The organism is Klebsiella sp. 141240, from assembly GCF_050600805.1.
Classification (GTDB): domain Bacteria; phylum Pseudomonadota; class Gammaproteobacteria; order Enterobacterales; family Enterobacteriaceae; genus Klebsiella; species Klebsiella aerogenes.
Window position 1 is genome coordinate 1 of sequence record NZ_JAQIRK010000006.1, and the last position, 20393, is coordinate 20393.

General features: G+C 55.8%; 17 protein-coding genes, 1 tRNA gene and 2 other RNA genes. 6 read left to right on the forward strand and 14 right to left on the reverse strand.

Translation table 11 applies throughout. From position 1 onward, the window contains the following. Positions 1 to 207: 207 nt before the first annotated feature. The 13 genes from PGQ95_RS12815 to PGQ95_RS12875 all read right to left on the reverse strand — a co-directional run bounded on the left by PGQ95_RS12815 (position 208) and on the right by PGQ95_RS12875 (position 13031). Positions 208 to 315 (reverse strand): type I toxin-antitoxin system toxin Ldr family protein, encoded by a 108-nt coding sequence (locus tag PGQ95_RS12815; RefSeq protein ID WP_015703763.1) that lies wholly within the window; start codon positions 313 to 315, stop codon positions 208 to 210. Positions 316 to 614: 299 nt separating this feature from the next. Continuing rightward, a complete protein-coding gene (gene dppF / locus PGQ95_RS12820; RefSeq protein ID WP_045386512.1) occupies positions 615 to 1628 on the reverse strand; it encodes a dipeptide ABC transporter ATP-binding subunit DppF in 1014 nt (337 codons plus the stop codon). Next, positions 1625 to 2608 (reverse strand): dipeptide ABC transporter ATP-binding protein, encoded by a 984-nt coding sequence (gene dppD / locus PGQ95_RS12825; RefSeq protein WP_015703765.1) that lies wholly within the window; start codon positions 2606 to 2608, stop codon positions 1625 to 1627. The genes dppF and dppD overlap by 4 nt, the downstream gene beginning before the upstream one ends. 10 nt (positions 2609 to 2618) lie before the next feature. Next, positions 2619 to 3521, reverse strand: coding sequence for a dipeptide ABC transporter permease DppC (gene dppC / locus PGQ95_RS12830; protein WP_213794179.1), 903 nt, complete (start codon positions 3519 to 3521; stop codon positions 2619 to 2621). 9 nt (positions 3522 to 3530) lie between these two features. Continuing rightward, positions 3531 to 4550, reverse strand: coding sequence for a dipeptide ABC transporter permease DppB (gene dppB / locus PGQ95_RS12835; protein ID WP_002921786.1), 1020 nt, complete (start codon positions 4548 to 4550; stop codon positions 3531 to 3533). Between the two features lie 132 nt (positions 4551 to 4682). Further along, entirely contained in the window at positions 4683 to 6290 is a 1608-nt protein-coding gene (gene dppA / locus PGQ95_RS12840) for a dipeptide ABC transporter periplasmic-binding protein DppA (protein ID WP_015369230.1), read from the reverse strand. Between the two features lie 701 nt (positions 6291 to 6991). Next, positions 6992 to 7124: non-coding RNA, RtT sRNA (locus tag PGQ95_RS12845), on the reverse strand. Positions 7125 to 7157: 33 nt separating this feature from the next. Next, a non-coding RNA gene (locus tag PGQ95_RS12850) (RtT sRNA) lies at positions 7158 to 7290 on the reverse strand. Between the two features lie 33 nt (positions 7291 to 7323). Continuing rightward, a tRNA-Pro gene (locus PGQ95_RS12855) sits at positions 7324 to 7400 on the reverse strand. A 116-nt stretch (positions 7401 to 7516) separates the two neighbouring features. After that, entirely contained in the window at positions 7517 to 8911 is a 1395-nt protein-coding gene (locus PGQ95_RS12860) for an ankyrin repeat domain-containing protein (RefSeq protein ID WP_430918320.1), read from the reverse strand. 199 nt (positions 8912 to 9110) lie between these two features. Then, positions 9111 to 10778, reverse strand: coding sequence for a kdo(2)-lipid A phosphoethanolamine 7''-transferase (gene eptB / locus PGQ95_RS12865; protein WP_213317580.1), 1668 nt, complete (start codon positions 10776 to 10778; stop codon positions 9111 to 9113). A gap of 222 nt (positions 10779 to 11000) precedes the next feature. Further along, on the reverse strand, positions 11001 to 12206 hold the full coding sequence (locus tag PGQ95_RS12870; protein WP_020077719.1) for an L-lactate MFS transporter: 1206 nt from the start codon (positions 12204 to 12206) through the stop codon (positions 11001 to 11003). A gap of 240 nt (positions 12207 to 12446) precedes the next feature. Then, positions 12447 to 13031, reverse strand: coding sequence for an autotransporter outer membrane beta-barrel domain-containing protein (locus PGQ95_RS12875; protein WP_162750192.1), 585 nt, complete (start codon positions 13029 to 13031; stop codon positions 12447 to 12449). Positions 13032 to 13289: 258 nt separating this feature from the next. Here PGQ95_RS12875 and tag point away from each other — a divergent pair, with 258 nt between their 5' ends. Together tag and PGQ95_RS12885 are read left to right on the forward strand one after the other, a co-directional pair. Next, positions 13290 to 13853 carry a DNA-3-methyladenine glycosylase I gene (tag, locus tag PGQ95_RS12880; protein WP_087859093.1) on the forward strand — a complete coding sequence of 188 codons (564 nt, stop codon included), beginning with the start codon at positions 13290 to 13292 and terminating at the stop codon, positions 13851 to 13853. Further along, positions 13850 to 14290: an N-acetyltransferase gene (locus PGQ95_RS12885; RefSeq protein WP_042893599.1), complete on the forward strand. Its 441-nt coding sequence runs from the start codon at positions 13850 to 13852 to the stop codon at positions 14288 to 14290. Before tag ends, PGQ95_RS12885 begins: the two co-directional genes overlap by 4 nt. On the opposite strand, the gene PGQ95_RS12890 is transcribed toward PGQ95_RS12885, so the two are convergent. Beyond that, positions 14259 to 16589: a molybdopterin guanine dinucleotide-containing S/N-oxide reductase gene (locus tag PGQ95_RS12890; RefSeq protein WP_430918323.1), complete on the reverse strand. Its 2331-nt coding sequence runs from the start codon at positions 16587 to 16589 to the stop codon at positions 14259 to 14261. The genes PGQ95_RS12885 and PGQ95_RS12890 overlap by 32 nt on opposite strands. Before the next feature lie 168 nt (positions 16590 to 16757). Between PGQ95_RS12890 and PGQ95_RS12895 the strand changes: the two genes are divergently transcribed. The 4 genes from PGQ95_RS12895 (at position 16758) to PGQ95_RS12910 (ending at position 20337) form a co-directional block, all read left to right on the forward strand. Beyond that, the gene (locus tag PGQ95_RS12895) at positions 16758 to 17420 is read left to right on the forward strand and encodes an OmpA family lipoprotein (protein WP_430918325.1); all 663 of its coding nucleotides are present in this window, start codon (positions 16758 to 16760) and stop codon (positions 17418 to 17420) included. 102 nt (positions 17421 to 17522) lie between these two features. Beyond that, positions 17523 to 18539, forward strand: a complete 1017-nt coding sequence (locus tag PGQ95_RS12900; RefSeq protein WP_087858980.1) for a LacI family DNA-binding transcriptional regulator — start codon at positions 17523 to 17525, stop codon at positions 18537 to 18539. 109 nt (positions 18540 to 18648) lie between these two features. Further along, positions 18649 to 19398, forward strand: coding sequence for a sugar phosphate isomerase/epimerase family protein (locus tag PGQ95_RS12905; RefSeq protein WP_045375376.1), 750 nt, complete (start codon positions 18649 to 18651; stop codon positions 19396 to 19398). 3 nt (positions 19399 to 19401) lie between these two features. Further along, the gene (locus PGQ95_RS12910; protein ID WP_087858978.1) at positions 19402 to 20337 is read left to right on the forward strand and encodes a sugar kinase; all 936 of its coding nucleotides are present in this window, start codon (positions 19402 to 19404) and stop codon (positions 20335 to 20337) included. Positions 20338 to 20393: the final 56 nt, after the last annotated feature.

The window sequence follows — 20393 nt, forward strand, 5'->3', positions numbered from 1 at the left end:
CGCCTCACCGGGCGAACCCGGCTTGGCGTCGATTCTACTGCTCCGTGTCATCGCCTTCACCACGCCCTTCGGCAATCTGCGAGGCGCATTCCAGCAACCAACCACATTCTGCGTGCAGCCTGGCAAAACGAAAAAGGCCGCAGGAGAATTCCTGCGGCCTGTTCGGGCGCAAATTGCCAACGCAGCAGACTCACGCCCGCCGGTCCGTCACTTCTGGTTATGCATCCAGCTGACGATAATGCTGACCACGATGCCAGCGATTATCGGCGCCGCCAGATCGTCCCATAAGATCAGACCTAACTGTGTGAGCGTCATAGAGCCGCCTGTATTGCAATGGCAACCGTTCGCGGCTATCTTTAACTTGCTTGGAGTTAGTGATAGCCCTCGTTCAGTTGCCTGGTTAACACCAGCAACGTGCGAGGGTTTTCTCTTTCCAGCAACTTATCTATGCCGCCGGGGTTCAAGCCCCCGCAACATTGCGCCTCACCGGGCGAACCCGGCTTGGCGTCGATTCTACTGCTCCGTGTCATCGCCTTCACCACGCCCTTCGGCAATCTGCGAGGCGCATTCCAGCCCTCCCCCGCAGAATTCATCACGCGACAACCCGCCTACCATCACGCTCGCGCTTTCTCCGGATTCTCATCCTGATCAACGGCAAAGCAGGCCACCAGTTGGCCGCCGTAATCCTTTAGCTGCGGCTGAAGCTGGGTGCATGGGCCAAAGCGTCGGCGGCAGCGCGCATTGAAGGCGCAGCCCGGCGGCGGATTCAGCGGGCTCGGCAGTTCGCCGGTCAGCTTGATACGCTCGCGACGATCGTCCGGGTTCAGACGCGGCGTCGCCGACAATAGCGCCTGGGTATACGGATGACGTGGGTTATTAAAGATCTGGTCTTTGGTCCCCTTCTCCACGCAGCGGCCAAGATACATCACCATAACTTCATCAGCGATGTGCTCAACGACCGATAAGTCGTGGGAGATAAACACGTAGGACAAACCTAAATCCTGCTGCAGGTCCATCATCAGGTTCAGCACCTGGGCGCGTACCGAAACATCCAGCGCGGAAACCGGCTCATCGGCAATCACCACGTCCGGATCCAACATCAGCCCGCGAGCAATGGCGATACGCTGACGCTGACCGCCGGAGAACATATGCGGGTAGCGATCGTAATGCTCCGTTTTGAGGCCCACCTTCGCCATCATCGCCAGCGCCTTTTCACGTCGCTGCTCTTTGCTCAGACTGCTGTTAATCAACAGCGGCTCTTCCAGAATCTGCCCCACTTTTTTACGTGGGTTCAGCGAGCCATACGGGTTCTGGAACACAATCTGGATTTTTTGCCGCCGCAGCTTTTGCGCCTGCGGGTCGTGCTTAAGCAGATCCTGCCCTTGATAATACAGCTCGCCGCCGGTGGGAATTTCAATCATCGTCAGCAAACGACCCAGCGTCGATTTGCCGCAGCCTGATTCCCCCACCACTGCCAGCGTTTTACCGCGCTCAAGAGTAAAGGAGACGCCGTCCAGCGCTTTCACCAGCCGTTCCGGAGCGAACAGCCCCTTCTTTACCGGATAGTGTTTTTTCAGATCAATGGCCTGCAACAGCGGTTGTTGCGTGGCGACCTTTTGCGTACTCATAATCCAGGCCTCCCGGCATCATCGAGTGGGTAGTGGCATTTAGACTGACGGCCGCCGTCGAGATCCGCGAGCGCGGGCTCTTCGCTCCGGCATTTATCCGTTGCATAGGGGCAGCGCGGGTTCAGCAGGCAACCATTCGGACGATCGTATTTCCCCGGCACCACGCCCGGTAACGACGCCAGACGCGCTTTATCCTGGGCAAACTCCGGCAGCGCGCGCAGCAGCGCCTGGGTGTAAGGATGACGCGGCGCGCGGAAGATATCTTTCGCATCGCCGGTCTCCACCACCTGACCCGCGTACATGACGATAATTTTATGCGCGGCTTCCGCTACGAGCGCCAGATCGTGGGTAATCAGCACCAACGCCATATTCTCTTGCTGCTGCAACTCCAGCAGCAGTTCGATAATCTGCGCCTGGATGGTCACATCCAGCGCGGTGGTCGGTTCATCGGCAATCAGTAGCTTTGGCCGGCAGGCGATCGCCATCGCGATCATCACGCGCTGGCTCATCCCACCGGAAAGCTGGTGCGGATAAACGTCCAGCCGCGACGCCGGGTCAGGAATACCCACCAGGTTCAGCAGATCGATCGCCCGCTGGCGCCGGGTTTGCTTATTGCCGCCCTGATGGACCTTAATCGCTTCCATAATCTGGTAGCCGACGGTAAAGCACGGGTTGAGGCTGGTCATCGGATCCTGGAAGATCATCGCCACTTCCGCCCCCACCAACTGGCGCCGCTCTTTTTCCGAAATTCGCTGCAAATCGCGGCCGTTAAATTCCAGTTTGTCCGCCATCACCCGGCCGGGGTAATCAATCAGCCCCATAATCGCCAGCGAGCTCACCGACTTACCGGAACCCGATTCACCCACGATGCCAACTACTTCACCCTGCTTCACGCTATAGCTGATGCGGTCTACGGCGCGGAACGGCGCATTCTCATCGCCGAAATGCACCGATAACTTATCTACATTTAATAACGCCATCTCGAACCTCTTACTGCTTCAGTTTGGGATCGAGCGCGTCACGCAGACCGTCACCCATCAGGTTAAATGCCAGCACCGTCAGCAGGATCGCCACACCCGGGAAGGTCACCACCCACCAGGCGCTTTGCGCGAACTGCAATACGTCGGAAAGCATAGTGCCCCACTCAGGCGTCGGCGGCTGCGCGCCCATACCGAGGAACCCCAGCGCTGCCATGTCGAGAATGGCGTTAGAGAAGCCCAGCGACGCCTGAACAATCAGCGGCGCAAGACAGTTAGGGAGAATATTAACGAACATCTGGCGCATCGCGCCGGCGCCCGCCACGCGGGAAGCGGTAACGTAATCGCGGTGCACTTCCACCAGCACCGCCGCGCGCGTCAGACGCACATAGTGCGGTAGGGCAACGAAGGTGAGCGCCAGCGAAGCATTGACGATTGATGGTCCGAAGATAGCCACCAGCACCAACGCCAGTAGCAGGCTCGGCAGCGCCAGCATGATATCGACCACGCGCATGATGATGGAGTCCACCACCCCGCCGAAATAGCCAGCAACCAGCCCCAGCACCACGCCGAGGATCAGCGACAGCACCACCACCAGACAGCCCACCAGCAGCGACAGGCGCGCGCCGTACATCAGGCGCGAGAGAATATCGCGACCCACGTCATCGGTGCCTAGCAGATGCGTCAAGCTACCGCCATCCTGCCAGAACGGCGGCGCCAGCAGCGAATCACGGAACTGATCTGCCGGGTTATAAGGGGCGAGAAAGTTGGCGAATACCGCGATGATAATCATCACCGCCACATACACCAACCCGACGACGGCACCCTTATTGCGTTTGAAATAGTGCCAGAACTCCTGCAGCGGGGTCATTGGCACCGGTGCGGCGACAACTTTATTTTCTGTAATTTGTGACATGATGGCCCCTTACTTCTTATGCCGGATACGCGGGTTCACCACGCCATACAGCAGGTCGACCAGCAGGTTGACGAGAATAATCATCGTCGCCACCAGCAGAACCCCGCCCTGCACAACTGGATAATCGCGGCGCTGTAGCGCATCGATGAGCCAGCGGCCTAAACCTGGCCACGAAAAAATAGTTTCGGTCAGAATGGCGCCCGCCAGCAGCGTGCCCACCTGCAGACCAATCACCGTCACCACCGGCAGCATCGCGTTGCGTAGCGCATGGATGACAATCACCCGCATGCGGGTCAACCCCTTAGCGCGTGCGGTACGGATGTAATCCTCGCCCAGCACTTCAAGCATCGACGATCGGGTCATACGCACGATCACCGCCAGCGGAATCGTGCCCAGCACGATGGCGGGTAGGATCATATGCATTAAGGCATCGATAAAGTCGCCCTGCTCGCCCCAGATGGCGGTGTCAATCAGCATAAAACCGGTCAGCGGCAGGGTATCATCAAGGAATACCGTATCACTGATACGCCCGGAGACCGGCGTCAGGTTCAGCTGTACCGAAACCAGCATAATCAGCATCATGCCCCACCAGAAGATAGGCATCGAGTAACCAGTCAGCGCCAGGCCCACGGCGGTGTGGTCAAAGATGGAGCCGCGTTTTACCGCAGCCAGCACGCCCACCGGAATACCGACCGCGACGGCGAAAATCATCGCGCAGACGCCCAGTTCGAGGGTGGCCTTGAAGCGCGGCACAAACTCTTGCCACACGGGAATTCGGCTTTTCAGCGAGATCCCTAAATCACCGTGCAGTACGCCCCAAATATAATGGGCATATTGCTGCCACAGCGGCTTATCAAGGCCCATTTCGGCCAGCAGCTGCGCGTGACGTTCGGGGGAAATACCACGTTCGCCCGCCATAATCATCACCGGATCGCCGGGGATCATATGAACGAAAGCAAAGGTGAGAAGGGTAATACCGATAAATGTCGGGATGACGAGTCCCAAACGTCGGAGAATAAACTGCAACATAACCCGGTTTCTCTATAGTGACGCCAGGCCTGGTGACAAGGCGTCTGTATTGCTCACAAAAGTATTCCCCGAATAGCGGGAATACGCCCCCCCCTCTCCCGCGCGGGGAGAGGGGGTCAGGCATCGTGCTTATTATTCGACAGAGACGTTATCGAAGTGGTGTTTGCCAAGCGGATCAACCACATAGCCTTTGACTTCTTTACGCACTGGCTCGTAAACGGTGGAGTGGGCGATGATCAGCGCCGGAGCCTGGTCATGCATCACTACCTGAGCCTGTTTGTACAGTTCAATACGCTTGTTGTGGTCGTCGGTGGCGCGCGCCGGTTGAATGAGGTCTTCAAACGGCTTATAGCACCAGCGAGAGTAGTTAGAGCCGTCTTTCGCCGCGGCGCAGCTGAACAGGGTCGCGAAGAAGTTATCCGGATCCCCGTTGTCGCCGGTCCAGCCCATCATCACGGTCTGATGCTCGCCCGCTTTCGCGCGTTTCAGGTACTCGCCCCACTCGTAGGTGACGATCTTGGCCTGTACGCCGACTTTCGCCCAGTCGGCCTGGATCATTTCAGCCATACGGCGCGCGTTCGGGTTATACGGACGCTGTACCGGCATTGCCCACAGGTCAATGGTGAAGCCTTTTTCCATGCCTGCTTCTTTCAGCAGTTGCTTCGCCTTCTCAGGATCGTAGGTATAGTCTTTAACGTCATCGTTATAGCCCCACATGGTCGGCGGGATCAGGTTCTTCGCCGACTGGCCTGCGCCCTGGTAAACGGCTTTGATGATCGCTTCTTTGTTCACCGCATAGGTCAGCGCCTGGCGAACTTTGACGTTATCCAGCGGTTTTTTCTCGGTGTTGAAGGAGAGATAACCCACGTTCAGACCCGGCTGTTCCAGCAGGTTGATGTTTTTATCTTCCTTCATGCGCGCGATGTCAGCCGGGTTCGGATACGGCATCACCTGGCATTCGTTTTTCTGCAGCTTGGCGTAGCGTACGGAAGCGTCCGGAGTGATGGAGAAGACCAGGCGATCGATCTGCGGCTTGGTGCCCCAGTAGCCCGGGAAGGCTTTATACAGAATGCGCGAGTCTTTTTGGTACTGCAGCAGCTGGAATGGACCGGTACCGATTGGGTTAAGGTCTACTTTTTCCGGCGTGCCGGCTTTCAGCATATTGTCGGCATACTCTTTCGACAGGATAGAAGCAAAGTCCATCGCCAGGTCAGCAAGGAACGGCGCTTCCGGGCGAGTCAGCACGAACTGGACGGTATTATCGTCCACTTTCTTCACTTCGCTAATCAGGTCCTGCAGGCCCATCCCTTCGAAGTACTCATAGCTGCCGCCAGAGACTTTATGGTACGGGTTTTTGTCATTTTTCTGGCGGTCGAAGGAGAACACCACGTCGTCGGCATTCAGCTCGCGCGTTGGTTTAAAGTCTTTATTATCCTGCCACTTCACGCCTTTACGCAGGTGGAAGGTATAGGTTTTACCGTCCTCGCTGACATCCCACTTCTCAGCCAGGCCAGGAATAACTTCTGTCGTACCGGTTTTGAATTCAACCAGGCGGTTGTAAATAGGCACCGAGCTGGCGTCATAGGTGGTACCAGAGGTGAATAGCTGTGGGTTAAAGCCTTCCGGCGAACCTTCAGAACAATAAACCAGGGTTTTAGCTTGTACGCTTGCGGCGACGGTCATGGCGACCAGGCTCAGACCAAGCTTCAGCATCCCTGACTTTTTCAAGGAAATACTCATTATTCTGCTCCAAAACTGTGATGTTGTTTGCATATAGCCGCCAGACCTTTATTTATTTTTTACCCGGTCTGGTCGGTGGTGCCCGAAGGCGTTGAGAGAGATGGGGATTCCGTTCGCTAAAACGACTGAGTTGCAGTACGGATTCTCCATGAAATGCCCCTCATGCCGTACAATCTGTCAACAGAATGGAGAAACGTCAATACAGCTAACCGGGTTTTGCGTCAGGGGTGAGAATCGGTGGGCAAAGATTAAAAAAACTTGATGGCGCTATTTTCAGCAGAGAAATTTATGCTACCGGCAATAAACCAGAATAAAGCCCTTAATAGTTTGCAACATCTGGTGATAAACAATTCTTAAAAATGGTGAAAATTTCTTCCCGTGTGACCATTATGTGAGCGATTAATAGCGCGAACGTTAAAACGCACAGCGGAAAATGCTGTAGTTAGCCATAAGCTTCGCGAAAAAAGATCTGTTCATCGATAAAAAAATGCAATGGAAGATGTCACAAAATAGCGAACAGCTGGCGAGATACCTGGGGAGATGCGATTTTTGTGACTCTGGCGGGGTTTTCGCCCCGGCTTGCGCTGCGCTGAGCCGGGCTACCGGGCTGCGATCGAGTCGAACCTCTGCCCCCGGAGGTTCTCATCCTCTTCGGACCGCAGATGCAAAAAAGCCTGCTCATTGAGCAGGCTTTTCGAATTTGGTCGGTGATAGAGGATAACTCGCCACTTCGTGGCTCGCCCTACGGGCCGTTGCTGACGCAACGTTCTCTCGCTACGCTCGAGTCGAACCTCTGCCCCCGGAGGTTCTCATCCTCTTCGGGCCGCAGATGCAAAAAAGCCTGCTCGTTGAGCAGGCTTTCGAATTTGGTCGGTGATAGAGGATAACTCGCCACTTCGTGGCTCGCCCTACGGGCCGTTGCTGACGCAACGTTCTCTCGCTACGCTCGAGTCGAACCTCTGCCCCCGGAGGTTCTCATCCTCTTCGGGCCGCAGATGCAAAAAAGCCTGCTCGTTGAGCAGGCTTTCGAATTTGGTCGGTGATAGAGGATTCGAACCTCCGACCCCTTCGTCCCGAACGAAGTGCGCTACCAGGCTGCGCCAATCACCGAATGCGGGGCGCATCTTACTGCTGGGATGCACACCCGTCAATGCCTTATTAGCAAAAAATCAATCAAGCGACGAAAAACTCAGCAACTTATCGCTCGCTTCGCTTTTTCAGTTTCTTCAATGACACTTCGCCTCAAACTCTTTGCGGTGTTCCGATACCGTGCAGGTTACCGTTTGTCCCATATATTGCGTCCCTGCAGGCTTAAATTCAAAACTGCCCAGCAGCATGGTCAATTGCCCTAGCCCAGGACAATCCTGCCGATGCATCATAATGTCTGGACGAGAATCACCGCTAATCGAACGGGCAATATCCGAATAAGCGAGTGAATCCGCTAACTTATTCGCACAGAACCGGAGCTCGCTTTGCGCCATCAGCGCAACCTGTCCCGTTAAATCAGCATGATTATCGATTAATAACTGGCGTATTTCTCCGCTACGGCTATATCCTATCGCCGTATATCCCGCTTTGTTTTTAAGATTGACGTTAGCACCAGCGGCAAGCAGGGCAACAACGCTCGATTTTTTCTCCATTTTCACGGCCATCATCAACGCGGTGAAATCTTTTGAAGAGAGAAAATCAACCTTTGCCCCTCGCTCCACCAGCGCTGAAATTACAGCTGGCGCACCATAGGCGGAGGCAATCTGCAAGGGTGTCAACCCATCGCGGTTGGTTTGATCGACATCCAGCCCCGGTAACGCCAGCATGTTTATCAGTGTAGGGTCAGTGCTTACCGCAGCCAGCATCAGAGGCGAAGTTCCTTCGTTGTCCGCCTTGTTCACATCCGCGCCAGCATCTGTTAACGCTTTAATCACCGACGCTGAACGATTGTGGTTAATCGCCTGGTAAAACGCCGTCTCGCCATCATTATTGACCGCATTCACATCCGCTCCGGACTTTAAAAGCAGTGCGACGATCTCCTCACCATTTTTCTTCAATATACCGGGCGCGGCTTTTAAGGCCATATCTTCGGTCATCAGCGCGCTACCGTTTCTGGCCAGCGACCGCTCCGCTGTCGCTGCGACTATTTTATCAAGCACGCTCTCTTCTTCTTGAGGGGCGCCCGGTTTTTTCAACTCGATAATATGCAGATAGTCATCCTTAACCTCCTCACCATCAGAAATAGCAGACATCAGTGCCGTATTCTTGTTTCGGGTAACCAGATTCACATCCGCTTTTGCATGAATCAAATCGGAGATAATGGCAGCTTCACTTCCCCTTGCTGAAGCCAGCATAAGAGCCGATGTACCGGCGCGAGTCTGGATATTTGGTTTAGCATGATGCTTCAGCAGCAGTTCAACGACTTCCCGGCGATTTTCTGCAGCCGCCAACATTAACCCGGTAATGCCTGCTTTGCTTTTACCATTAACATCAATGCCGTTATTCAGCATGGTTTCAATATTTACGACGCTGTCGTATTTACAGGCCAGCAGAAACGACAGGGTTTCCTCCTCTGACTGACAACCAGCCAGTAAAAACAAAAATAACAGGCTCAAACACTTAATGAGGTTCATTCTTTCTCTCCATGAAAGCACGAGCACAGGGTGGAACGAGAGAAACAGGAAAGGAACAGCGAGGAGAAACAGCCTGGTAAACGCGTCCATTGTGCGAAATAAAAAATCCCTCACACGGCACAAGCCTTGTGAGGGATTAACTTATCCTGGTCTCAGGAAACGAAAACAGACCCGAGATTCTGAAAATAGACCGTACGTCTTACTTTTTCCGACACCAATTGTTGTTTTCATTAATCCCGCCATCCGGCGAGGTATAACCAAGACAACCCATAATGGTGTCATACAGCTCAACGTGACGGTGCGGAGCCTTCGTCGCCGCCTGCTGCTTGAGACGCGCAAAGGAGGCGGCATGGTCCGGGTTCGCCAGATATTTATCCGACATCCAGACCATCATCGGCACGCGGAACTGCTCCGGCGGCGCCATCATGCGCGGCGTACCGTGCAGATGTTCGTGTTCATTAATCGACTCGCCGTGATCGGCGGCGTAGAACACGATAGCCTTTTTATCCCGCAGTTGGTCCAGCACGCTGACGATAAAGTGATCCACGTAGGTGACGCTGTTATCGTAGGAGTTAATCAACTCGGCCTTCGAGCATTTGCTGTCCACGCCGATACACTCCGGTTTCCATTGCGCGAAGCTGCGCGGATAACGCTGGGTGTAGTTAAAGTGCGATCCCTTGGTATGCAGGATAATCAAGCGCTTGCCATCAGGATTTTGCTCCATGCCGCGCTTCATTTCATCGACCAGCAGCATATCATCCACGTTCTTGCCGCGATTGCGCGGCTCGGCGCCGATCTGCTCGCGATAGGCGATATTGTTGGCCATCGTATTGCTGTAGAACCACATCTCACTCTGCATGGCGTACAGGTCGCCTGCAAAGCCCAGCTGATGCAGTACGGCAAACACATTCTGCTCTTTCAGCGTCCGTTGCGGATTATCATCCGCCCCGCCCTCGCGTACGAACATACAGCGCAACGATAACTTGGTGGCGGTATCGCAAGAGGTGCCGCGGAAGGCGACAAGATTCTTCTCCTGCGCCAGCTTCGGCGTGGTATTACGGTTATAGCCGAGAATACCCATATGATCCCAGCGGGTGGTCTCGCCGATAATAAACACCACGTAAGTATCATCAAGATCCTGCGGCGCCACATAGGTAAATTTTTTCGCTGGGTTAATCAGCGACTTATTATCAGACGATTCATCCACCTGCGCCCAGGCGTACAGCCCAAGCGCCGACAGCCAGTTCGAAGGCAGATACGAGTTGGCAATGACGCCGCCGTAGCTTGGCATATCGACTTCAGAGTTACGCTCGATATCATGCTGACGTAGCTCAAGCAGGCGAATCGGCCCCCAGACCATCAGCCCGGCCAGCACGACTATCAGGATATTTTTCACCCGCTGACCCGGCGTTTTGACCTGTTGCAGCAGCGTCTTACGGCAGCGGTTGCTCCAGATAAGAAGGAGCGGCAAAACGCTAACCGCGGCCAGCCACAGGATCAGATGCCAGCCGATAACCTCTTTCGACAGGTCAATATCGGTGGTCATCACCGAAGCGATTATGCCGTAGCCAATGACCACATTAAGGAAAGTCATGTAATAACTTGCCCCAGCGGAAAACAACACCACCAGCGTAGCTAAGATGCGCCAGACCCGGCGACCAAATAACGAGAGCAGACGCAGCAGGAAGAAGGTGACCAGCACCGTCGCCACCAGTTCCACCACTCCGGACAACCCTTTCCAGACGGTAAACTCTTGAGCGTAACCATCGAAACGACGGAAAAACACCGCGGCGTTCATAAACCAGCCGATGTACAGCGCAAGCCAAAAACTCAGCTTCTGCTGTGACATCGTTTTAATGTATTTCATGCAAGCAAACCTGGGAAACGAAGAGATAAAACCGCCCTGATTAAAACGATATAAACAGGAAGATTAATTAAGTGCGTCTGGGTTGGTTATCGGAAACCTCTACAAAGCGCGCTAAGTAGACCACAGCAAATGGCAAAAGTATCCGCGAGGAATGTGATTCAGCCAGATATTTACAAAATATCTGGCTGGCAAGGCATTATTAGCTTAGGAAAGGTGACGCTATCAGGCGTGCGCCTGGTGGTAAATTTCGCTTTTCGGCTGGCGAATTGTGGTGGAAAGCGCCAGTGACAAAATCAGCAGAGCGAAGATGACACAGAAGGTGACATAGAAGCCGCCGAACACGGAGGCAATCAGCGAACCGCAAATACTACCGATACCGAAGCCGAGATAAATCACACCGTAGTTTTTCGCCAGGTTATTGAGGCCAAAGAACTCGCTTACCAACGAAGGGAAGACGGTAATGGTGCCGCCGAAGTTAAAGGCCACACAGGCAATCGCCGCAAAGAAGGTCATCGCATTTAGCGGCGCGAACAGCAGGGCCGCCATACCGACCAGGGAGACCACCTGACCGATGGTAATCACGCGGATACGGGAGATCTTATCAGACAGGATGCCCAGCACCAGGCGGCCGCTCAGGTTGGCGATAGAAATCACGGTAACCGCATTCGCCGCCGTCGCCACATCGAGGTGCACCATACCCTGGGCGATATCTTTTGCTACGCCAATCACATACAGTCCGCTCATGCAGGCCGTCAGGAACATCACCGCCAGCATCCAGTACTGCGGTTTACGCATGGATTCAGCGAGGGTGAAATCATTTTCGACGACGCCGTTAGCGGTGGTCGTCGCGGGATGATTCGGCGCATCTTTCATCAGGGTGGCGCCAAAGACGATCATCACCAGTACGATAGCGCCCCAGATAACAAAGGTTTTTTCCAGCCCGACCGTCGCCAGCAGGTGGCTATCGATAAATTTAAAACCGAGGCTGCCAAGGCCATAAGCGCCAATCGAGAAGGCGGAAATCAGACCTTTACGCTCCGGGAACCACTTCACGCAGTTCGACAACGTCAGCAGATAGCCCGCGCCGTCCGCCAGACCGACCAGCAGGCCGGCGCTCAGCCACAGCATCATCAGGCTGTTGGCATGGGCCGTGAGGAAAAACCCGACGCCAAGCAGGATACCGGATGCCATGGTGACGCGCTTCACGCCAAAGCGTTCCTGCAATTTACCGGCAACGGAAGAGGATAACGCCAGCCCAAGACTTAACAGGCCGAAGGAAAATGCCACCTGGCTTACTGGCTCGTCCAGTTTGCTGGCCAGAGAACTATTAAACAAACTCCATGTATAAACCGATCCCAGTGCGAATTGCGTAATGATCGTGCCAATCAGCGTGAGCCAACGGGTATATTGAGTGTTTGCAGCGTTCATAGCAGATGTCCTGAAGGATTAACTGCCGCCACAATAACCAAATCCCCAAATCCGGTGGGGGAAAACGGCATGAACTGCCATCAACGAGGAATGAAATGCATTTATGGCGGAATGAATGACATTGCAAAACATTCATTCCCTAAATTTTACCTAAAAAGTTAGTGTGCGCTATCTCACAGAAACGCGCCGTTACTGAGATTTAACAGTAACGACTGAGTTTCAAATGCGTAACAAAATAGGTTAGAAATTGGCGCTGACGCCCATCAGATATAGCGTGTTTTCACCCGACGGCACATTATCCGCCTGCGAAAGTGTGGCCCATGCCGCCAGATGAGAACCAAGCGGCATATCGGCGCCCAGCGTCACATCGCCCCAGCTACCGTCTTTGCCGCGGCTAATCGACGCATTGTTATCGATAGAGATAGACTGGTTATAGCTCACCTGCGCCCATGGATGCACGCCCCACAGCTGCTGATAATCCATACGCCAGCCGAGCGTGTTGACGTAAATACTTTCGCCCGCGCGACGCGTCGCTGGCGGCGGGTTGAGATCGCTACGCAAGCTGGCGACCGGCCCGGAGGTCACGCCGCTGGCCAGTGAATAGTTCCATCCCACGCTCATGCCGTGCCCCAAATCCGGCGGCGCCAGCGCCTGATTCAATGCCAGTCCGGCGGGCGCTTCTGACGCTCTCATACGCTCGGCAAGAATGTCTTCATAACGCGGTTGGTGATCGCTATCCCATGTATAGCGTTCGGACGTATTACTTTTTGTATCGTTAGCGATATATTCCTGTTGCCAGGCATTAGCGCCTGAAACACACGACACCCAGATAGTGATGCACGCCGGGATCAACCCACCCCGGAGGCCATTGCATTTCTTTATTATCATTAATGCGACTCCAAAAGAGCCGAATCGGCAATGTTGCTGTGTTTTTATACTCAAAATAATTCGAGCTGCCGCCCACTTCTACGCAACTTGAAGTATAAGGAGTTGATGGGAAGTGGTTTCCCTGTATTAACTATTATCTTTATCTTTCAGCCGTCAAGGCGGATGAAAAAGTTTTCTGACGAAAGGGAGAGAAACATGCAACGTTGCGGATGGGTAAGCCAGGATCCTCTTTATATCCAGTATCACGATAACGAATGGGGAGTCGCCGAGAGAACGCCGCAAAAGCTGTTTGAAATGATCTGCCTCGAAGGCCAGCAGGCGGGGCTTTCGTGGATAACCGTACTGAAAAAACGGGAAAACTATCGTCAGGCCTTTCACCAGTTCGACCCAGTTCGCGTAGCGGCCATGGATGAAGCAGACGTCGAGCGCCTGCTACAGGATGCGGGCATCATCCGCCATCGGGGAAAGATCCAGGCCATCATCGGCAATGCGCGGGCGTTTCTCGCCATGGAAGCCAACGGCGAAGCATTCAGCGATTTCGTCTGGTCATTTGTCGAGAACCAGCCGCAAATTACCCATGCCGCGACGCTCGCCGAAATCCCCACCACCACACCAGCCTCTGATGCCCTATCTAAGGCGCTGAAAAAGCGCGGCTTTAAGTTTGTCGGCTCCACCATCTGTTATTCGTTTATGCAGGCCTGCGGGTTAGTCAACGATCACGTGACAGGCTGCTTTTGCCACCCAGGGAGACCTGCATGATCCAAAAATGGGATGCCACAGAGACCGGCCCGCTGCTCGAGTTGTGGCTGGAAAGCACCATTTATGCGCATCCGTTTATTGCCGAAAGCTACTGGCGGGAGAGTCTGGAAGTCGTGCGTGATGTCTATCTCCCCGCCGCCGCCACCTGGGTGTGGCAGGAGAATGACGCGCTGAAAGGGTTTGTAAGCGTGATGGATTCGCGCTTCGTCGGGGCGCTTTTCGTCGCCCCGCAAGCGATCCGCCACGGTATCGGCCGCGCGCTGCTTGATGAGGTCAAGCAGCACTACGACTGGCTAAGCCTGGAGGTTTATCAGAAAAACGTGCGGGCGGTGAATTTCTACCACGCGCAGGGCTTCCGAATAGAAGACTGCGCATGGCAGGACGACACCCAGCACCCAACCTGGATTATGCATTGGCCGGCGGATCAAATGCGCTGAGCGCCAGCGCGGGCCCATCATATTTTTCCAGCCATGCCAGCGCCGTATTCCCGGCGCAACCGTTGCCCAGACGCGAGGTCGGAATATCTTTCGTCAGCACGTTCACCGCACCGTTTTTGCATATTCCGGCATCGGGGTCGATATCCGGCCATGCGCCTTCATGCAGGCAAATCACCCCCGGACGAATACCTTCCGTGACCACCGCGCCGGCCAGTACCTGACCACGTGAATTCCACACCCGCACCAGATCGCCGTCGGTGATATTGCGCGCCTGCGCGTCCAGCGGATGGATAGTCAGCGGCTCACGCCCGGCCACCGCATACCTTTCGCGCAGCGAGGTCTGGTTCAACTGGCTATGCAGGCGGTGCGCCGGATGGGCGGAAAGCACCTGTAGCTGACCTTCCTCGGCGTTGCCGTGCCACTCATCAGGTTCGAGCCACATCGGGTGCGGCGGACAATCGGCATAGCCAAAGCCGGCAATGGTCGGCGAGTGAATTTCAATTTTCCCGCTCGCGGTTTTTAACGGGTTAGCCTGCGGGTCTGCGCGGAATGCCGCGAAACGAGAGAAACGGGCGTTATCCGGGTTTTCCGGCATTTCAATTAGCTGGTTAGCCTGCCAGAATTCGGCAAACGGCGGCAGCGTCACCTGCTGCTGCGCCCCGCGCTGGGCGGCAATCTGGTAGAAGCTCTCCAGCCATTGCAAATCGTTTTTTCCTTCGGTGAAACGTTCGCGGCCGCCCGCCTCCCAGCGTTCGCTCAGATCCGCAAAGACATCAAAATCGTCGCGCGCTTCATCGCGTGGCGCGACCACCCGCTTCATCGGCACCAGATGCTGATTGCTGTAGTCCCCGGTCATGGTCAGATCGTTGCGCTCAAACGAAGTGGTCGCCGGTAAGACGATATCGGCATGGCGCGCGGCGGCGGTCCAGAAGCATTCGGAAATCACAATCAGCTCCGGCTTCTGCCAGGCCTGAATCAGGCGGTTGGTATCTTGATGATGGGTAAAGTTGGCGCCGCCCGCCCACCAGATAAAGCGGATGTCGGGAAAGCGCCGCGTCATCCCGTTGTGCTGATAGCTTGCCCCTGGGTTTTCCAGCGCCTCAACGATGCGGGCAACCGGGATTTTTTCCACCGCGTCTACGCCGCCCGCTACGCTGCCCTGCATGGAGGCCAGCACCGCGGCGCGGCGCGTGGGGTTGCCGCCGTTGGCAAAGTGGTAAGAAAGACCAAAACCGCCGCCGGGCGTGCCAATCTGCCCCAGCATCGCCGCCAGCGTCACCAGCATCCAGTGTTTTTGCTCGCCAAACTGCTGGCGCTGCATGCCCCAGCCGGACATCAGCATGGTGGTGTTTTCGTGGAAAAGTTTCGCCAGTTCGCGGATTTTTTCCGCCGCTACGCCGCAGATTGCCGCCGCCCATTCGGCGGTTTTGGCGACGCCATCGCTTTCACCACTCAAATAGCGGGCGAAAATGTCATAACCGCTGGTACAGCGGGCGAGGAATTCATCGTCCTGCCAGCCATGCTCTACCAGCGTATGGGCGATCCCCAGCATCAACGCAACGTCAGTGCCCATATGCGGCGCGATCCATTCCATCGATTCGCCAAAGAAATCAACGCTTTCCGATCGCATAGGATCGATACAGATCAGCCGCTTGCCGCTCTGGCGCAGGCGATCAAACCAGGGGATCCCCTGTTCATCCGAGGCGTTCCAGGCGATTTTCAGCGTATTCAGCGGATTAGCGCTCCACAACACCACCACCTCGCTGTGCTCCAGGATAAGCGGCCAGCTGGTTTGCTGTTGATAAACTTCATTACCGCCAACCACATAAGGCATGATCGCCTGCGCCGCGCCGGTTGAATAATCGCCGAGGTGTCCGGTATAGCCCCCGGTAAGACTCATATAGCGCTGCAGCAGGGTTGCCGCCTTATGCAACACGCCGTTAGAACGCCAGCCATAGGAACCGGCGAAAATCGACTGCGGGCCGAAGCTTTCGCGGATCCGTCGATGCTGAGCATCAATCAGGTCAAGCGCCTGCTCCCAGCTTACCCGCACGAATTCATCCTGGCCGCGTACGCCCTGCGGCTGTTGTGGCGAAGCAAGAAAGCCCTTTCGCACCATCGGATAGCGAACGCGAGTTTTACTGTGCACCTGTTCGCGCACCGCCGTTTGCAGCGAGTTGGCGAAGGGGGTGTCCAGCGCGCCGCGGGACGAAATCACATTTTCACCATCCGTCTCCACCAGCATTGGCCCCCAGTGGGCCGCGGTTAAGATGGTTTTAGTTGCAGATGAGGTTGGCAAAGCAGGCTCCTGGGTCAGCGAATGCAGGTGTTGTGACGGTTTGTTAGTCAACCGTTCAATGTTACTTACAAAAAGAGATACCCTGCGGGGAATTTTCTCCGTATTCGGACGTCATAATCAACCGTCACGCTTGCGGTGGCAAAGAATAAAAAGGATTAAGGAAATAAGATGAAAAAACGCGTACTCATGATTGCTGCTATCGTTAGCGGCACACTGGCTATTTCTGGTTGTACTACCAACCCTTATACCGGCGAACGCGAAGCGGGAAAATCCGGCATCGGCGCGGGTATCGGCTCCTTAGTGGGCGCAGGCGTCGGCGCGCTCTCCTCTTCCAAGCATGACCGCGGCAAAGGCGCGCTGATTGGCGCAGCAGCAGGCGCGGCGCTCGGCGGCGGCATCGGTTACTACATGGACGTGCAGGAAGCGAAGCTGCGCGAAAAAATGCAGGGAACCGGCGTCAGCGTGACGCGAAATGGCGACAACATCGTGCTTAACATGCCGAATAACGTCACTTTTGACAGCAGCAGCGCCAACCTGAAACCTGCAGGCGCCAACACCCTGACCGGCGTCGCGATGGTGTTGAAAGAGTACGAGAAAACCGCCGTTAACGTCGTCGGCTACACCGACAGCACCGGCAGCAACGATCTGAACATGCGTCTGTCGCAACAGCGTGCCGATAGCGTCTCCAGCGCGCTCATCACTCAGGGCGTGGCGGCCAACCGTATTCGCACCACCGGCATGGGCCCGGCGAACCCGATCGCCAGCAACAGCACGGCGGAAGGCAAGGCGCAGAACCGTCGCGTGGAAATTACCCTCAGCCCGCTGCAGTAATCCTCTTGTTTCCGGCCCGGCAGCCTTCCTGCCGGGCAAAATGCTTGATATCGCTATTTTTCGCGCTAAGGTGTTGGCAGATTTTCAGCAAAGGAAGCCATCATGGCGAAAGCGGCGCGAGCAACCATCAGCGACGTGGCGAAAGCCGCGAAAACCGGTAAAACCAGCATTTCACGCTATCTCAACGGCGAAAAGCATCTGCTTTCCGACGATCTGCTTGCGCGGATTGAGAAAGCGATTGCCGAGCTCAACTACCGTCCCAGCCTGATGGCCCGTGGCCTAAAACATGGTCGTACCCGCCTGATTGGCCTGATCATCGCCGATATCACCAACCCTTACTCCGTGAACGTGTTAAGCGGGATTGAAGCCGCCTGCCGCGAAAAAGGCTTCACCTTGCTGGTGTGTAATACCAACAACGAAATCGATCAGGAGCTTCACTATCTCGACCTCCTACGCAGCTATCAGGTTGAAGGGATTGTGGTTAATGCGGTCGGCATGCGCGAAGAAGGCCTCAACCGCCTGCAGCAATCCTCGCTGCCGATGGTGCTTATCGACCGTAAAATCCCCGATTTCGCCTGTGATGTCGTGGGGTTGGATAACACTCAGGCCGCCACCACCGCCACCGAGCATCTGGTGGAAAAGGGTTTCGAAGCGCTGTTGTTTTTAAGCGAGCCGATAGGCTCCGTAAACACCCGCCGCGAGCGCCTGGACGCCTTTCGCGCGACCCTGCAGCGCCATACCGGAATAGTGGCGGAAAACGCCGAGGTCCCGCTCAACGACGGCGCCATGATGGATAACGTCCTGCGTCAGTTCCACGCCCGCCACCGCGGAATGCGCAAAGCGGTGATTTCCGCCAATGGCGCCCTGACGTTACAGGTCGCCCGTTCACTGAAGCGCGTTGATCTCATCTGGGGCAGCGATATCGGCCTGCTGGGCTTCGATGAGCTGGAATGGGCGGAGCTGGCGGGCGTCGGTATCACCACCCTCAAACAGCCAACCTGGCAGATTGGCTATGCCGCGGTCGAACAGGTCGTCAGACGTATCGAAGGCGGCAGCGACCCCATCTGCGAGCGGGTCTTCTCCGGCGAACTTATCGTCCGGGGATCAACGTCTCGTTAACGATTCATCGTGATGACGATCATAAATTAAACATCCTGGCCTTTTCTTTGGAACCGGTACCATCTAGCGTAATAGGGAGTTAAGCCCCACCACGCCAGGAGTTTGTTCAATGGCCAGAAAAATCATTGTCGTCACCGCCGCTTATGGCAACGACCACGTTAAAGCGCTTGGCGGGCAGTCCGCCGTATTACCCTTTATCGCCGGTTCCGGCGCCGATGGCGTGGAAATTCGCCGCGAGCTGTTCAGCGCGGCGGAACTGAAGCAGTTGCCAACGCTGGCGGCCGACATTGAAAAACAGGGGCTGCTGGCCTGCTACTCCGCGCCGCAAGCGCTGTTCGCCGACAACGGCGAGCTCAATCCCCATCTCCCCTCGTTACTTGAGGAAGCGCAAACCCTCAATGCTCTGTGGCTGAAGCTCTCCCTCGGTCATTTCATCCATAACCAACAGCTGGAGACGCTGCGCGACATTCTGAGCGCCAGCGGCATGGCGCTGGTGGTGGAAAATGACCAGACCGATTGCGGCCAACTGGCGCCGATGCAGCGTTTCAAAGCCGCCTGTCGGGTCCATCAGATGCCGGTGACGCTGACTTTCGACATGGGGAACTGGCTGTGGGTCGGCGATTCGCCGGAAGAAGCCGCGCGCTACCTCGCCCCTGCAGTCAGCTATATTCATGTGAAGGCGGCGGAGCCTCATCATGAGAAGTATCGCGCCGTCCCACCGGACCAGGCGGACGCTCGCTGGCTGGCGCTGCTCGATAACCTGCCCGCCGACGCGCCGCGCGGTATTGAATTCCCGCTGGTCGGCGACGATCTGACCGCCGTCACCCGCCATTATGTTGATCTGTTACGCGAGGATTAAGCCATGGAAAACTTAGATGTCATTACCATTGGCGAAGCCATGGCGATGTTTGTCGCCACCGAAACCGGCGAACTGGCGGAAGTCGAACGCTTTATCAAACGCGTCGCCGGCGCTGAACTGAACGTGGCGACCGGCCTGGCGCGCCTGGGGCTGAAGGTGGGCTGGGTAAGCCGCGTCGGCAACGATAGCTTTGGCCGCTTCGTGCTGAATTCGCTGGCCAAAGAAGGTATTGACGCGCGCGGCGTAGCCGTTGACGAGCGCTACGCTACCGGCTTCCAGATGAAATCTAAAGTCGAAAATGGAACCGATCCCATCGTGGAATATTTCCGTAAAGGATCGGCTGCCAGCCATCTGTCGACGGAAGATTTCCGCGCCGATTACTTCACCAGCGCCCGCCATTTGCATTTAAGCGGCGTCGCCGCCGCGCTGTCCGATAGCTCGTATGCATTGCTGGAACATGCGGCCAGGGTGATGAAAGCCGAAGGGAAAACCCTCTCTTTTGACCCAAACCTGCGCCCGGTACTGTGGAAAAGCGAAGCCGAGATGGTGGAGAAACTGAACCGCCTCGCCTTCCAGGCTGATTGGGTTTTGCCAGGCTTAAAAGAGGGCGTCATTCTCACCGGCCAACAGACGCCGGAAGGTATCGCTGATTTCTATCTGTCGCGCGGCGTTAAGGCGGTGGTGATTAAAACCGGCTGCGACGGCGCATGGTTCAAGACCGCCGACGGCGAACAGGGTGCCATCGCCGCGATTAAAGTCGATAACGTGGTGGACACCGTCGGCGCGGGCGATGGCTTTGCCGTCGGGGTGATCAGCGCGCTGCTGGAAGGCAAAACGCTGACGCAAGCCGTGAACCGCGGTAACAAAATTGGCTCGCTGGCCATTCAGGTACAGGGCGATAGCGAAGGGCTGCCCACCCGCGAAACGCTGGGCGAATAAACTTTTCACCTAAAACAGCCGTCCTGTACCCTACATGCAGCGCGGCACAGCAGCGC

Excerpts from the sequence above, each read along its gene's own strand:
- PGQ95_RS12815 (WP_015703763.1), bottom strand. The coding sequence starts at position 315 with ATGACGCTCACACAGTTAGGTCTGATCTTATGGGACGATCTGGCGGCG.
- dppF (WP_045386512.1), bottom strand. The coding sequence starts at position 1,628 with ATGAGTACGCAAAAGGTCGCCACGCAACAACCGCTGTTGCAGGCCATT.
- dppD (WP_015703765.1), bottom strand. The coding sequence starts at position 2,608 with ATGGCGTTATTAAATGTAGATAAGTTATCGGTGCATTTCGGCGATGAG.
- dppC (WP_213794179.1), bottom strand. The coding sequence starts at position 3,521 with ATGTCACAAATTACAGAAAATAAAGTTGTCGCCGCACCGGTGCCAATG.
- dppB (WP_002921786.1), bottom strand. The coding sequence starts at position 4,550 with ATGTTGCAGTTTATTCTCCGACGTTTGGGACTCGTCATCCCGACATTT.
- dppA (WP_015369230.1), bottom strand. The coding sequence starts at position 6,290 with ATGAGTATTTCCTTGAAAAAGTCAGGGATGCTGAAGCTTGGTCTGAGC.
- PGQ95_RS12860 (WP_430918320.1), bottom strand. The coding sequence starts at position 8,911 with ATGAACCTCATTAAGTGTTTGAGCCTGTTATTTTTGTTTTTACTGGCT.
- eptB (WP_213317580.1), bottom strand. The coding sequence starts at position 10,778 with ATGAAATACATTAAAACGATGTCACAGCAGAAGCTGAGTTTTTGGCTT.
- PGQ95_RS12870 (WP_020077719.1), bottom strand. The coding sequence starts at position 12,206 with ATGAACGCTGCAAACACTCAATATACCCGTTGGCTCACGCTGATTGGC.
- tag (WP_087859093.1), top strand. The coding sequence starts at position 13,290 with ATGCAACGTTGCGGATGGGTAAGCCAGGATCCTCTTTATATCCAGTAT.
- PGQ95_RS12885 (WP_042893599.1), top strand. The coding sequence starts at position 13,850 with ATGATCCAAAAATGGGATGCCACAGAGACCGGCCCGCTGCTCGAGTTG.
- PGQ95_RS12895 (WP_430918325.1), top strand. The coding sequence starts at position 16,758 with ATGAAAAAACGCGTACTCATGATTGCTGCTATCGTTAGCGGCACACTG.
- PGQ95_RS12900 (WP_087858980.1), top strand. The coding sequence starts at position 17,523 with ATGGCGAAAGCGGCGCGAGCAACCATCAGCGACGTGGCGAAAGCCGCG.
- PGQ95_RS12905 (WP_045375376.1), top strand. The coding sequence starts at position 18,649 with ATGGCCAGAAAAATCATTGTCGTCACCGCCGCTTATGGCAACGACCAC.
- PGQ95_RS12910 (WP_087858978.1), top strand. The coding sequence starts at position 19,402 with ATGGAAAACTTAGATGTCATTACCATTGGCGAAGCCATGGCGATGTTT.